The following is a 14,391-nucleotide window of genomic DNA, read 5'->3' on the forward strand; positions in this document are numbered from 1 at the left end:
TTGAATCATTCGGCGCGCCGCAATAGCGCTTTTACCACCCGAATATCGGGCACCTTTTCAAGCCGTTTGCACGTCTTGAAAATGCGTCCATAATCCTTGCATTCTCCTTTGCTTTTGCTACCGCGCCGCACCCGAAAGGGCCGCGGTTGTAAGCCAATGCTACATGATCTCGTCGAGCAATATGGGCCGGCGCTCATCTTCGCCAACGTGCTGGCCGCCTCACTCGGGCTACCCGTGCCGGCGATGCCGTCGCTCGTGCTGTTCGGCGCGATGGCGGCAATGCATCCCGGCTCGGTCGGCACGCAATTGCTGCCGGTTCTGATTCTGTCGATCTTCGCCACGCTGATCGGCGACAGCGCGTGGTATCTCGCCGGCCGCGTGTACGGCGGCAATACGTTGAAGACGATTTGCCGCCTGTCGCTCTCGCGTGACACCTGCGTGAAAAAGACCGAGCGCTTTTTCGGCCGTTGGGGCGTGCGCGTGCTGGCCGTGGCCAAATTCGTGCCGGGCCTGTCGATCGTGTCGATTCCAATGGCCGGCGCCATGGGCACGCGCTACCGCACTTTTCTCACCTACGACAGCATCGGCGCCGCGTTGTGGTCCGGCACGGGCTTGATCATCGGCGCCTTGTTCGCGCGGCAAATCGACATGCTGTTCGCGATCGCCGGTCGGCTCGGCCGCACTGCCGCGCTCGTGGCCGTTGCGCTGCTGCTGTTGTACGCGGCGTATCGGTGGTTCCGGCGCCGCCAGTTGATTTCGAAGCTCGCGTCCGCGCGCATCGAAGTCGAGGAACTCGCGAAGCTGTTCGCGGCCGGCAAATCGCCGGTGCTGTTCGACATCCGTTCGCAGGAGAAGCGCAAGCTCGATCCGTACGTGATTCCGGGCTCGCAATTCGCCGATGAGCGCCAACTCGACGAGATCGTCGCAACCTATCCGCACGATCAGAAACTGGTTATCTACTGTTCCTGCCCGAATGAGATTTCCGCGGCATGGATGGCCAAGCAACTGAACGAGGCCGGCTTCTCCGACGTGCTGCCGCTGCGCGGCGGCATGGAAGCCTGGCGCGACAAGGGCAAGCCGGTCGACGCGCTGCGCGACATGCCGCCGCCGGCAGTCACGGTCGACGACATCGCGCCGAAGGCCGTATAGCGCGAGCGCATCCGCATCGGCGCACCTCGCGCGCCGCGCCGCTTCGCCTCCCGTTCAAACCATCAATGAACACCGAAGGAGCGGTTCAATGCTTTCGATTCAGGAAGTTTCGACTCAGGAAGTTGAAGGACAACAGACGGTTGTCGCCGACGCGCCGTTTTCGTCGCTCTCGACGCGCATGCATCAGATGTTCCCCGCGCTCACCTGCGCGGAAATCGACCGCCTGCGCCGGTTTGGCGAGATCGGCCACTGGAAAGCGGGCGAATTGCTGTTCGAGACGGGTCATACCGGGCCCGGCATGTTCGTACTGCTCGAAGGACGCGTGAAGATCTATCAGCGCGACGGCATTGGACGCGAAGTCGTGATCAACGAACATGGCGCGGGGCATTTTCTTGCCGAGGTCGGCCAGTTGTCGGGACGGCCCGCGCTGGTGAACGGCCTGGCGCTCTGCGCGGTGAAAGCGTTGCTGATTCCTCCCACCGGGCTGCGTGCGCTGCTCGTCGCCGAAGCCGAACTCGGCGAGCGCATCATGCGCGCGCTGATCCTGCGACGGGTGTCGCTGATCGAAAAGGGCGCGGGCGGTCCGATCCTGGTCGGCAATAGCAGCGACGCGCGGCTCGTGATGCTGCAAGGCTTTCTGTCGCGCAACGGCCATCCTCATTCCGTGATCGACGAGCGCGACGAAGACGCGCTGCGTCTGATCGAGCAGTTCGCGGCGCAGCGGGAAGACATGCCGCTCGTGATCTGCCCGGACGGGTCGGTGCTGCGTCATCCGAGCATGCCGGAACTCGCCACCTGCCTCGGCCTGCTGCCCGACCTCGACGACTCGCATGTGTACGACGTGGCGATCGTCGGCGCCGGACCGGCGGGACTGGCGACCGCCGTCTACGCGGCGTCCGAAGGACTGTCGGTGATCGTGCTGGACAGCCGCGCGCCGGGCGGCCAGGCGGGCGCCAGCTCGCGGATCGAAAACTACCTCGGCTTTCCGACCGGCATCTCCGGCCAGGCGCTGGCGGGCCGCGCGTTCGTGCAGGCGCAGAAGTTCGGCGCGCACGTCGCGATTCCGGTTCACGTGACGGCGTTGAAGTGCGCGGAGTCGCCGTATCGGCTGGAACTCAAGTGCGGCGGGCATATCACTTCCCGCACGATCGTGATCGCGAGCGGCGCGGTCTACCGGCGGCCCGCGCTCGAAGGCCTCGACCGCTTCGACGGACGCGGCGTCTACTACTGGGCGTCTCCGGTCGAAGCCAAACTGTGCAAGCGCCAGGAAGTCGTGCTGGTGGGCGGCGGCAATTCAGCCGGCCAGGCGATCGTCTATCTGGCGACGCACGCGGCCAAGGTTCACGTGCTGATCCGCCGCAGCGGCTTTGAAGCCACCATGTCACGTTATCTGATCGACCGTATCCGCTCGCTGCCGAATGTGTTCGTGCATCCGAATTCGGAGGTTGGCAGGCTCGAAGCCGATGAAAGCGGGCTCGCATCGGTCGGCCTGAAAAAGCCGTTGCCCGACGGCGTCGATCACTTCGACACGCGGCACCTGTTCCTCTTCACCGGCGCGGACCCGAACACCGACTGGCTGCGCACCTGCGGCGTGCAACTCGACGCCAAGGGCTTCGTGTTGACCGGCACCGGCGCGGACGGCGTGGCCGCCTGCGATCTCGCGACGACTGTCGAAGGCGTGTACGCGATCGGCGACGCGCGCGCCGGCTCGACGAAACGGGTGGCGGCGGCGGTCGGCGAAGGCGCGGCGGTGGTCGCGCAGATTCATCAACTGCTGGCGGCTTCCGCCGGGGAAACGATCGCACTGGGCGCCTGACTCCACAAGCATCTCGCCGGGCCTTCGCGCTGCCGGCGCCCAAGCTCCATGCCCAAGGCTTAATGCCTGCAGGCCGGCGGGTAACCTGCTGTTACACACGCCTTCAACTCGTTGCACCTGCGTGTCTTTCTGTCTCGTAAGATTGTCGTCAGCCGTTCGACAGGGAACGGCCGGCCCTTTCGCACGGGACCGGAGCCAGCGCCAAAGCGCCAACTCCGGATCGACATTGGAGACACGCATGATCAAACGCGCGATCGTATTCGCCGCCTTCGGCCTTGCCACCGCCTGCGCATCGACTGCCGCCCTCGCGCGGGTGGACGTCGGCGTGTTCGTCAATACGCCGGGCCCGGTGTACGCCGCACCACCCGTCGTGTACGCGCCGCCGCCGGTCGTCTACGCGCCGCGGCCCGTCTATGGTTATGGATACCGCGACGATTACTATCGCGGCCACGGCTGGCATCACGACCATGGCCGCCACCGCGGTTGGGAACGGCATCATGGGCGCGACTGGTAAGCACGCCTCGCGGTGCGCGCCGCGTTCGGTTCATCTTCTCTATTCACGCTACAGTAGCGGCTGCTAATCGAGGTCGGGCTTCGGGCCCGTCCCACTCGCCGTCACTCACTGACCGACGCTCGCGTGAAGACTCTGCCGCTATCCGCAGCCCGCACCCTGCATCTGGCCGCGCAAGGCCTGTTGACGCCGCCGCGCCGCAAGGCCGTCAAGGCCGACGTGCTCGACACGATCCGCCGCATGACGCAATTGCAGATCGACACGATCCATGTCGTCGCCCGCAGCCCTTATCTCGTGCTGTTCAGCCGGCTCGGCGCGTATCCGCAGCAGTGGCTCGACGAACATCTCGCCGAAGGCAGACTGTTCGAGTACTGGGCGCATGAAGCCTGCTTTGTGCCGATCGAGGACTACGGCCTGCTGCGACATCGCATGCTCGACCCGAGCGGAATGGGCTGGAAATACGCGGCCGAGTGGCACGCCAGGCATCGCGAGGACATCGACACGTTGCTCTCGCGTATCCGTGCGACGGGTCCGGTGCGCTCGGCGGATTTCGTCAGCGAGACGGGCAGGAGCAACGGCTGGTGGGACTGGAAACCGGAGAAGCGTCACCTCGAAGTGCTGTTCGCGATCGGGCAACTGATGGTGGCGGAGCGTCGCAATTTCCACCGTGTCTACGATCTGACCGAGCGCGTGTTGCCGGGTTGGGACGACGCGCGCGACTTGCCGCCGGCCCACATCGTCACCACCGAGGTGCTGCGCCGCACCTGCCGCGCGCTCGGCGCCGCGCGCGCCGATTGGGTCGCCGATTACTACCGGCTGCCACGCCGTCCCTATCGCGACGAACTGCACGCGCTCGCCGATGCGGGCGAGCTGATTCCGGTGCAAGTGGAAGGCTGGAAACAGGACACGTTCGTCCATCGAGACTTCGCGCCGATGCTCGACGACGCGGCGAGCGGCAAGCTCGCGTCGAGCGTCACGACGGTGCTGTCGCCATTCGATCCGGTGGTGTGGGATCGCAAGCGCGCCGCAGCGCTGTTCGACTTCGACTATGCAATCGAATGCTATACGCCCGCGGCCAAACGCAGATACGGCTACTTCGTGTTGCCGCTGCTGAGCCGGGGCAAGCTGGTCGGCCGCGTGGATGCGAAAGCACATCGGACTCAGCGTGTGTTCGAGCTGAAGTCGCTGCACATCGAGCCGGGCGTGCGTCTGAGTGCGCGCCTTGCCGGCGATTTGCGCCGCGCGCTGCAGCGTTGCGCGGACTGGCACGGCACCCCGCAACTGGCGATCACAGCGGCGCCGCCCGATTGGCTCGAAGCGCTAAGCGTCGACAACGGCATGGACGCGTGACCATACCGCGCAAACGCACGCTCAATGCAGCGCAGCCCACGCGAGCGACGGCGAAAACACGCCCAGCACGATCGACGCGCCGCCCTGCACCCTCACCGCGCAACAGCGACGGCGACCACGGCAGCGCATGTGCCGCCTGCGCGAGAAAGCGTCCCCATACGAAAATCGACACGAGACGGCCGGCCAGTTCGGCCGCGATCAGCGGCAACGAGTGCCGTACGCCATGACGCAAACCGGCCGCCGCCAGCAGCGTGTTGGTGGGCCCCGGCGCAATCAACGCGACGATGCCGACAGCCCGCAACGCGATTGCAGGCGCGGAGAGCATACAAACGGCGCAGTGTTGGAAACAGTGCGCCTTTTATCACAAACAGGAGAATCACCGTCATGCGGCGGCGAATGAGTGGACGGCCAATGCGCGGACGTATCGCAATCGCCGCTTGCAACGGCTACGCGTGTTCCGCATCGGCACGCATGCCGACGCTTATGCCGATGCAAACCGCGCCGTCCACACGCGGCGGCGCGCCCTTGCTTCAGCGATCCAGTTTCGCGCGCAATTCGCGCGCGGCTTCCAGCAGCCCTTCGTAGCCCGAACGCGCGTGCTCCGGCAAATCGGGATCGCCAACGAACGTACCGAGCGTTTCGATCAGGCTGTACAGAATGCCCTTTGCTGCGCCCGACGCAATGCTGCCGGACGATACCTGCTGATCCACGTGACTGAGCGCTGCGTCGAGGTTTTCCAGATCGGGCCGGTCGCCCGTGGGCGGCTTTGGCGAAACGTCTTGCGTCATGATCGAACATCGCTCCGGTTGATGCAGCGTGAACAAGTCATCCTTTCACGTTGTTATATACCGATCGTGCGCCGCCGTCCATTCGTGATCAGCACGCACGCGGCACACATCAAGGCGTCCACCGATACATCAGGATTTTCGCGCGAGCGTCGTCTTCCAGCAGCACCACGTACTCGCCATTGGCGCGTTGCACCGCGCTAATGCCGAGGTACACGTCGACCCAGCCGCTCGTGTTGCCGACGCTCGCGCCCGGCGTCATGTAGCCGACCGCCTGGCCAGTGCGCGCGTCGTACACATCGACCTTCGCCGTGTACAGTTCCGCGACGAAAATGTAGTTGCCCGCCACCGCGACGCCGACCGTGGTCGTCTGCGGATTGCTCTGCGTATTCCAAGGCAGCGAGATCGCGTACTGTTGCGTCGGCGTGCCGGAGCTCCAGTTGTCGTAGCGCGCGAGCACGGGGCCCGCTTCCTTCCAGTGCGTCGAGTCCCACGGAATCGCGCTCGTGAAACCGGACAGATACATCGTGTCGGTCTCCGCGATGTAGACGAGCCGCGCGAGCCGCGTGAACGGTTGCGGCATCGCGAACATCTTCGAACTCGCGTACGTGTAGATCGGATTGCCGGCGGAGTCGAACCCCTGCAACGGCATCTCGCGAACGCCGCTCAACGGCGTAGCAAGCCATACGTTGCCTGGCGTGTCGACCCACCAGAAGCCGTTGCCGACCGTGCTGCCGGTCGAAGGATTGCTGCTGATTTCGCTGGCCTCGACGCTGCCGTTGCCATTGCTGTCGCGCCACAGCCATTCCCCGTAAGTCGGCTGCCCAGCGGGCCACGTGCCTGGCAGCGGATTCTGCGCGAGCAGACCCGACGGAATCGCCATTTCGCCATGCGCCGCGTCGAAGCGATAGACGTTCAGATAATGCGCGCCAGGATCGAGCGTATAGAGAAACGGCTTACCGTTGATCCGGCGCACCATCGGCTCGCCACGTACACCGCGCGGCTCGTGAAAGGCGGGGTCGTCGGGATAATCGAAACGGTCCAGCGTGAAGGCCGCATACGACCATTCGTGGCCGACCGGCTGGTTGTAGTCGAGCGCGAAGCGCTTCGAGCCCGTGTACACGGAATTGGGCGTGGCCGGATCGAACGCGGCGCTGTCGACGAACGTCAGGCCGTACAGCCGCCAATTGACCGCATGCGAGTTGAACACGTAGCTTTCGAGCACCGCGCCTTGCCCGACCGACGCCGAGCCCAACGCGCGGGGCCCCTCGCCGTTTTGCGCGACATACAGATTGCCCGCCGGATCGACACCGATACCCGTGATGCCGTTGAAGCGCACGTTGCCCGGTACGCCTTTGACCGCGTGAAACAGGCCATTGCGCGTGCCGATCGCCGTGCCAGCTTGCGGCTGACCGCTGGCGTCCTTGTTGAAGACGAGAATCTGCTGCGACGGCCCATTGTCGGCGACCAGGATTTGCCCCGACGGTGCGACCGCGATGTCGGACAGCACCGTGCCGGCGGGCAGCGTCAACGCGCCGAGCGCAGTGCCGTCGGCGGCGTAGTGCCCAATAGTTAGGGTTCCGGATGAAATGCCGCTCATCACCCATAACGTCGAATCGGTGTCGACCGCGATACGTCCCGGCGACGTCACGTTCCACGCGCGCAAAGGCTGCATCGACTCCGCGTCGAACACGACGATCCGGTTGCCGTAGGTGTCGGCCACGTACAGTTCGGTATCGGTGGCGGCCAGGCCGCGAATGCTCGCGTCGGTGCCGGTCGTCACCGTGTCGAGCGCCAGGAAGCTGTTCTTCGTCGCGTTCGCGCTATTGCCGATGCCGCCGCTGAACGGCGCACCGCTCGCCAGATTCGCGAGCGTGCGGCGCGTGATGCCGTACCAGGTCTGATTGGCCGGCGGATAGTCCGAGCCGACCAGCGCGTTGCTCTCGTTGCCGATCGACATCGCCGCATACAGGTACTTATGATTCACCGCGACCGCGTCACCGCCGGCCGCGCCCCAGCCATGCGTCGAACCGGCTACCGCGAGTTTGTCGCCTGCACGATAGGCGGCAATTTCGCTGCCGCTCTCGTCCCAGGGCGCATTGGTATAAACGGTGCCGTCGGCGCCGACGCTAATGGCCTGAATATCCTGCTGCATCCATTTGCCATCGCCAAAGCCGAAGCTATTGCCGATCCATGAAGTGGTGTAGCTGAGTTGGGATTGCGCGGACGCATTCAGCGGAATAAAGCTGTGAAATATAACCACAGCCAGGCCCAGGCGAGAGAGAAGTTTCACGGCGGTATTTCCTTACGAGTCGCGAAGCGCGCATGGCAGGCATGGCTGGCGCGCTTTCGCAGATATGCGCAGGCATCAACTCATGCGCATACGTCAATGTTGACGTTTTATCCTCTCATAGAAAATGCGTAAATAAATTCTAAAAAAATTGTTGATAAGCTTTTAGCCACATCAATTAATACGATGCGCATAGAATTACGCGGCAATAACTTGCTGTTTGAGTTTTATATGCGGATGTAATCGACATGTCACCGCGAAGGTGCATGGCATTGCATTGCGGCGTAGGGCGGGGACCGGCTTTTAGATGACCTGGGCGAGCGCGGTGACTCTAGCGAAATGAGCGGGCCTCCGCTTCTTCGCGACGAAACGGCGAAACGAAGCGAAGGCCCGTGTGCAGCAAGACGACGTTACGAATGGGTGGCGTGCTCCGCGACCGCCGCATGCGCGGCAGCCGCTTCGGCAGCGACGACAGCAGGCGACACGATCGCCGGTTTCCCCGTCTGCCCACGCGAACGCCCTGAACTCAGATAATCCGCGATCGAATCCTGCGTGACTTCGCCGATATAGCGGCCATCGCCGTCCAGCACCGGCATCCACGACGAATTGAACTGGTACATCTTCGAGAGCACGATGCGCAGATGTTCGTCGGCGCTGACGGTCGCCTTGAACGCGGTGAGATGATCGCCGCACACGCCCTGGCCCGCGCGCGCCGCGCGGCGCGTCACATAGCCGAGCGCCTGCTGGTTGTCGTCGACGATGGTCAGATAGCGATTGTCGCTGTCGTCCATCATCTGGAACGCGCGCGCCACCGGCATCTCGGCGCGCGCGGTTTCCGGCTGCGTGGCGGCGTCGCCGGCCTTCACCAGCAACAGGCGCTTCAGCGTGCTGTCCTGACCAACAAACGCGCCGACGAACTCGTCGCGCGGATGCGCAAGCAGCGTATCCGGATGATCGTATTGCACCAGCTGACCACGGCGGAACACCGCCACACGATCGCCGAGCTTGATTGCCTCGTCGATGTCATGGCTCACCATGATCACCGTCTTGTTCAACTGACGCTGCATCTGGAAGAACTCGTTCTGAATCGACTCGCGATTGATCGGGTCGACCGCGCCGAACGGCTCGTCCATCAGCAGCACCGGCGGATCGGCGGCCAATGCGCGAATCACGCCGATACGCTGCTGCTGCCCGCCCGACAGCTCGCGCGGATAGCGCTTCAGGTATTGCTTCGGATCGAGCGCGACCATCGACATCAGCTCGATGGCGCGCTCGCGGCAGCGCTTCTTGTCCCAGCCAAGCAGACGCGGCACGACCGTGATGTTCTCCTCGATCGTCATGTTCGGGAACAGGCCAATCTGCTGGATCACATAGCCGATGTGCCGGCGCAATTCGACTTCGTTCAGGCCCGAAGTGTCCTCGCCGTTGATCAGCACGCGGCCCGAGGTCGGCGCGATCAGACGGTTGATCATCTTCAGCGTAGTGGTCTTGCCGCAACCCGACGGCCCCAGGAACACGCAGATTTCGCCTGCGCCGACGGTGAGGCTCACCGAGTCGACCGCCTTGACCTGCTGGCCGTCCTTCTGCGTAAACGTCTTTGTCAGTTTGTCGAGTTCGATCATGTCTTTTGCACTCCCTTCGGTGTCAGCAGGCGTTGCAGCGCTTGCAGCAGCAGGTCGGCGACGATCGCGAGCACGCTCACGAGCACCGCGCCCACCAACAGTTTCATCATGTTGCTCTGGCCGATCGCGCGGATGATCAGCGTGCCGAGGCCGCCCGCGCCGATCACCGCGGCGATCGTCATCACGCCGATGTTCATCACCACGGCCGTCCTCACGCCGCCGAGAATCACCGGCACCGCGAGCGGCAGGTCGACGAGGCGCAGCCGTTGCCACACGGTCATGCCAATGCCGATGCCGGCTTCCTTGATGCCGGCGTCGACGTTGCGCAACGCGAGGTAGGTGTTGCGCATGATCGGCAGCAGCGAATAGAGGAACACGGCGGTGATCGCCGGTACCGCGCCGATGCCCTGGCCGAAGCGTGAGAACACCGGAATCATCAGGCCGAACAGCGCGATCGACGGCAAGGTCAGCACCACGGTTGCGACGCTCAGCAACGGCGCGGCAAGCCATTCGTGGCGATTGATCAGGATCCCCAGGGGAACGCCGACAATGATCGCGCAGCCCACCGCGATCCCCACCAGCCACACGTGTTGTGCGGTCAGTTGCAGCAGTTCGGGCCAGTTGGCCGATAAATAGTCGAATACAGTCATAGAAAGGTCTCCGCTCAGGGCAGCTTGTGCGTGCGTAGGAATTCCGCCGCGACTTCCCGCACCGGCTTGCCGTCGATGTCGACCTGCTTGTTCATCTCCAGCATCGCGTCGTTGTTCAGGACGCCGGAGAGTGCGTTCAGTTGCGTCGCGAGCTGCGGGTTCTGGTCGAGAATCGCCTTGCGCACCACCGGTGTGGCGTTGTATGCGGGGAAATAGTGCCGGTCGTCTTCGAGCGGCACGATGTTGAAGCCCTTCACGCGGCCGTCCGTCGTGTAGATCAGGCCGATCGGCACCTGGTTGTTATGCAACGCGGTGTAGACGAGACCCGGGTCCATCTGGCGCGTTTCGGCGCGGCTGAAGTCCATGCCGTAGGCGGCTTCGAGCGGCTTCAGGCCATCCGGGCGATTGGCGAACTCCGCATCCATCGCGAACACGTGCTTCTTTTTCGGCTCGGCCGCGAGCTTCGCGGCGAGTTCCGAAATCGTGCGAATGCCGGTTTGCTGCGCTAGTTGCTGCGGCAAGCCGAGCGCGTACGTGTCGTTCAACGGTGACGCATCGAGCCAGACGAGGCCCCGTTTCGCGTCGAGCTCCTTCACGCGCTCGTACATCGTCTTCGCGTCGAGCTTCTCGGTGATCTTGTTGTAGACGAGCGCGGCCGTGCCCGTGTATTCCCAGACCACGTCGATCTGGCCGTTCTCCTGCGCACTTCGCATGAGCGTGCTACCGAGCCCCGCGCGCGGGTCGATCGTGTAGCCCTTCGAGCGCAGGTATTGCGACGTGATCTCGGTGAGAACGTACTGCTCGGTGAAATTTTTTCCACCGACAACGAGCGTCGCCGCGCTCGCGTGAAGGCTCGTGAAGAGCAGCGCGCCTGCCGCAATCCAGCGGCTGCGCTTGAGCAGATTCATCATGCTGTCACCCCGCGTCGTGCGAGCAGGTAACGGCTGCCGGCCGAAACGATGCCGTCGAGAACCAGCGCGAGAATCGCGGTCGCCGCCGCGCCGAGCAGAAGCTGCTGCTGATTGTTCAGGTAGATGCCGGGGAAAATCAGCGTGCCGAGACTGTCCGCGCCGATCAGATACGCGAGCGGTGCGCTGCCCACGTTGATTGCGAGCGCGGTACGCACGCCGCCGATGATGATCGGCATCGCGTTGGGCAACTCGACGCGCAGCAGCGACTGCCATCCTGTCATGCCGATGCCGCGCGCGGCTTCACGCAGCGCGGGCGACACGTTCTTCATGCCTTCGTATGCGTTGCGCGTGATTGGCAGCAAGGAGGCGAGGAACAGCGCGACGAGCGCCGGAATATCGCCGATGCCGAAGATGCCGAGCGCGATGGCGAGTACCGCCAGCGACGGGATCGTGTTGCCGATGTTGAAGATCTGCATGAAGCGTTCGGCGTGACGCGCGAACGATGGACGGCTCAGCACAATGCCGGCCGGTATGCCGACCAGCAGGGCGAGGGCCATCGAGTAGCCGACCAGAAGCAGATGCCGTTTCGTGTAGTAGACGAGATCGGGCGCATATTGCTGCAATGCGCCGGGGTCGATCGCGTGGCCCAGCAAAGCGACGACCAAGCCGATGGCTACAAGACTGCCGATCAGTCTGGCAGGACGATGAATCATCAAGATGCGCCTCCTTGTTCGGGCGACGCGCGGAAATAGCCGCGCCGCACAGGCGTCGTAACGACGCTGCGAATGGGAAGTTCGGGACGCGGCAGGTGCCGCGAGTTGAACCGAGTGATGCCGGGATGGTGTGATTTGCCCGGCGCGAGGGCGGTGCGATGAACTGCTCGTGCCCTCGGTGGCTAACCAGTTAACAAACTGGCGCCAGATCCTTCGATGAGGTGGACAGCGGCGCTAGGTCGCTTGTCCGGCGGGGGTTTGGGAGCCCCTCGGAAATGCAGGTCTTTTACCGACAATGGGCAGGATGCAATGTGGCACTCATTTGCATTCAACCCCTTCTAACTTAGCCTATCTGGCTGCGATTTCGCGGTTAGGGAGCAGGGATTATACGGGCGGACAGAGTGTTCGTCTACCCATGTGGTTAATTTATGGGCAGCCGGGCAGGCTGTGGACGATAGAATCGGCTCCCGGAAACGCTCACCATTTCAGTTTTTTGTGCGTTGGCGGCTCCCGGAAATCCTCACCTGAAACGGCCGCCGCAGCGGCCGTTTCATACGATTCTTCATGCTCGTGTGTCGCGTCAGGCGACGTCGGCGATGACGTGCTGCATCACGATTTCGCCAGCGTTCTCCGCGTAAAAATCCGTCGCGTCAAATCGAACGCCACCAGATTGCCGGCCACCACCAGCATCAGTCCGACCACCGCCAACGCGGACCACCGGTAACCTTCGAATACCGTCGATGCGGCCAGCGCCACGATCGGAAACAGCACCGTGCAATACGCGGCCCGTTCGGGACCCATGCGGCCGACGAGCATCAGATACGCGGTAAAGCCGATCACCGAGCCGAACACCGCGAGATACGCGAGCGCGCCGAGATAGCGCACGGTCGGCTCGACCGCGAACGAAAAGCCCGCCACAAGGCTGCCGACCGTCAGGATGCTCGCGCCGATCAGCATCGCCCAGCTATTGGTGGCGAGCGGGTGCAAGCCCATCGACTGCATCCGGCTCGACAACAAACTGCCCGTCGAGAAACACAAGGTGCCGAGAAACGCGATTCCAAGTCCCATCAACTCGGTGCGATCGCCGAGGTGCCCCCCCATCTGCTGGACGAAGAGGCACAGAATGCCGACGAGCCCCAGCAATGCGCCGGCAATCGCCGTGGGTTGCAGCGGCCGGCCCATGAAGAGGCGTCCGTTGATCGAGTTCAGCAGCGGCGCGATGGAAAACACTACGGCCACCAGCCCGCTCGGCACCGCCTGCTCAGCGTAGTAAAAGCATAGAAAGTTCAGGCAGAAGAGCGTGAAGCCTTGCGCGAACAGAAAGCGCCACGCGGCGCGCGGCGGCCAGATCGGCCTGCGCATGATGCGCAGCAGCGCGAAGAGCAACAGCGCAGCGATCCAGAAGCGCCACGCAATCGACACCGGCGGCGGCACCGTGCCGAGTTGCCATTTGATTGCGAGCCACGTGGTGCCCCAGATCAGAACAGTGGTGACATAGAGCAAAAGATTCATGGTCGAGGTTGCGGCAGCAGATACGGAAGCTCGACTATGCGGCCGCGCGAGCCGCCGCACTTGTCCAGGATTGCTCACTTTTTCGCGCTAAGGTGCCGCCGCACGGGTACACACGTATACTCGTGCTCATCCAGTCATCAAAAACCGTTTGCCGTGAACGCCAGCCCGCCCGTCCCTGTGATGCCCGCTACCGAAACGCCGTTCGGCCTTCAGTCGGTGTGTCACACGCTGAGCAGCGCGGACGCGCATCTGGACCGCTTCGCGTGGCTCGGCGACGGGCTCGCGATCGCGTTATGGACGCGCGAGACGAAAGAAACTGAAACGGTCTACGAGCGGCCCGGCCATCACACGCTGTCGTGCTATCTGGATGGCGGCTATCGCACCGAGCGTCAGAAAATGCCCGGGCACTACGGCGCGCCGTCGCGGCTTTGCGCACTGCCTGGCGAACACGAATCGCGCTGGTGGGTGCGCGGCTACATGCACTTCATGCATCTGTATTTCCTGCCCGAGCACTTCACGCAGCGCGCCGTGCAGGAACTCGACCGCGAACCGCGCGAACTGACGCTCGCCGATCGCACCTATTTCGAAGACGCCCGCATCGCCAGCTTGTGCCAAACGCTCGTCAACGAAGAGTGGCAGAGCCCCGACGGTCTGTTGCGCACCAACGAAACCGCGCACGAAGTGCTGAGCCTGCTGCTGCGCGCGCAAGGCGTGCGCCGCAGCGGCGTGTCGCTCAAAGGCGGTTTGTCGGTGGCGACGCGGCGGCGTCTGCGCGATTACATCGAAAGCCATCTCGCGCAGCCGCTCACGCTCGGCGAGCTGGCCGGCGTCGCGGCGTTGTCGGAGTATCATCTTGCGCGCATGTTCCGCGAGTCGTTCGGCCTGCCGCCCGCCGCGTGGATCGCGCAGCAGCGGCTCGAACGCGCGCGCGCCCTGCTGCGCACGACGACGCTGCCGCTCGTGCAAGTCGCCGAGCAATGCGGCTATGCGAACGCCAGCCATTTCAGCCATCGCTTTCGCGAGAGCGTCGGCGTCGCGCCCACTGTGTTCCGGCAGATTGTCGGCGTTTGAGCGCGGCTAAC

12 protein-coding genes and 1 pseudogene are annotated in these 14,391 nt (G+C 63.8%); 5 read left to right on the top strand and 8 right to left on the bottom strand.

What is annotated here, in order from left to right; all coding sequences use genetic code 11:
• Positions 1-156 precede the first annotated feature (156 nt).
• From P0D89_RS27070 to P0D89_RS27085, 4 genes are all read left to right on the top strand, one after another.
• On the top strand, positions 157-1,149 hold the full coding sequence (locus tag P0D89_RS27070; RefSeq protein ID WP_408362411.1) for a DedA family protein/thiosulfate sulfurtransferase GlpE: 993 nt from the start codon (positions 157-159) through the stop codon (positions 1,147-1,149).
• 88 nt (positions 1,150-1,237) lie between these two features.
• A complete protein-coding gene (locus P0D89_RS27075; protein WP_408362412.1) occupies positions 1,238-2,965 on the top strand; it encodes an FAD-dependent oxidoreductase in 1,728 nt (575 codons plus the stop codon).
• Between the two features lie 238 nt (positions 2,966-3,203).
• A complete protein-coding gene (locus P0D89_RS27080) occupies positions 3,204-3,479 on the top strand; it encodes a hypothetical protein (protein ID WP_408362413.1) in 276 nt (91 codons plus the stop codon).
• A 123-nt stretch (positions 3,480-3,602) separates the two neighbouring features.
• Positions 3,603-4,826, top strand: a complete 1,224-nt coding sequence (locus P0D89_RS27085) for a winged helix-turn-helix domain-containing protein (protein ID WP_408362414.1) — start codon at positions 3,603-3,605, stop codon at positions 4,824-4,826.
• A gap of 97 nt (positions 4,827-4,923) precedes the next feature.
• Here the strand turns inward: P0D89_RS27085 and P0D89_RS27090 are convergent.
• From P0D89_RS27090 to P0D89_RS27125, 8 genes and pseudogenes are all read right to left on the bottom strand, one after another.
• A pseudogene (locus P0D89_RS27090) lies at positions 4,924-5,151 on the bottom strand (LysE family translocator); the annotation flags it as partial.
• 205 nt (positions 5,152-5,356) lie between these two features.
• Positions 5,357-5,614, bottom strand: coding sequence for a hypothetical protein (locus tag P0D89_RS27095; RefSeq protein ID WP_408362415.1), 258 nt, complete (start codon positions 5,612-5,614; stop codon positions 5,357-5,359).
• A gap of 109 nt (positions 5,615-5,723) precedes the next feature.
• Complete coding sequence (locus P0D89_RS27100) at positions 5,724-7,904, bottom strand: NHL repeat-containing protein (RefSeq protein ID WP_408362416.1); 2,181 nt, start codon at positions 7,902-7,904, stop codon at positions 5,724-5,726.
• A gap of 407 nt (positions 7,905-8,311) precedes the next feature.
• Positions 8,312-9,523, bottom strand: a complete 1,212-nt coding sequence (locus P0D89_RS27105; protein ID WP_408362417.1) for an osmoprotectant ABC transporter ATP-binding protein OsmV — start codon at positions 9,521-9,523, stop codon at positions 8,312-8,314.
• Positions 9,520-10,173, bottom strand: a complete 654-nt coding sequence (locus P0D89_RS27110) for an ABC transporter permease (protein ID WP_408362418.1) — start codon at positions 10,171-10,173, stop codon at positions 9,520-9,522. The genes P0D89_RS27105 and P0D89_RS27110 overlap by 4 nt, the downstream gene beginning before the upstream one ends.
• Positions 10,174-10,187: 14 nt before the next feature.
• A complete protein-coding gene (locus P0D89_RS27115; protein WP_408362419.1) occupies positions 10,188-11,084 on the bottom strand; it encodes a glycine betaine ABC transporter substrate-binding protein in 897 nt (298 codons plus the stop codon).
• Positions 11,081-11,797, bottom strand: coding sequence for an ABC transporter permease (locus P0D89_RS27120; protein ID WP_408362420.1), 717 nt, complete (start codon positions 11,795-11,797; stop codon positions 11,081-11,083). Before P0D89_RS27120 ends, P0D89_RS27115 begins: the two co-directional genes overlap by 4 nt.
• A gap of 609 nt (positions 11,798-12,406) precedes the next feature.
• Positions 12,407-13,309, bottom strand: coding sequence for a DMT family transporter (locus P0D89_RS27125; protein ID WP_408362421.1), 903 nt, complete (start codon positions 13,307-13,309; stop codon positions 12,407-12,409).
• Positions 13,310-13,489: 180 nt separating this feature from the next.
• Between P0D89_RS27125 and P0D89_RS27130 the strand changes: the two genes are divergently transcribed.
• Positions 13,490-14,380 (top strand): helix-turn-helix domain-containing protein, encoded by an 891-nt coding sequence (locus P0D89_RS27130; RefSeq protein ID WP_494478165.1) that lies wholly within the window; start codon positions 13,490-13,492, stop codon positions 14,378-14,380.
• The last annotated feature ends 11 nt before the right edge of the window (positions 14,381-14,391 follow it).

The sequence above is a fragment of the Paraburkholderia sp. RL18-085-BIA-A genome (genome assembly GCF_046027075.1).
GTDB lineage: Bacteria > Pseudomonadota > Gammaproteobacteria > Burkholderiales > Burkholderiaceae > Paraburkholderia.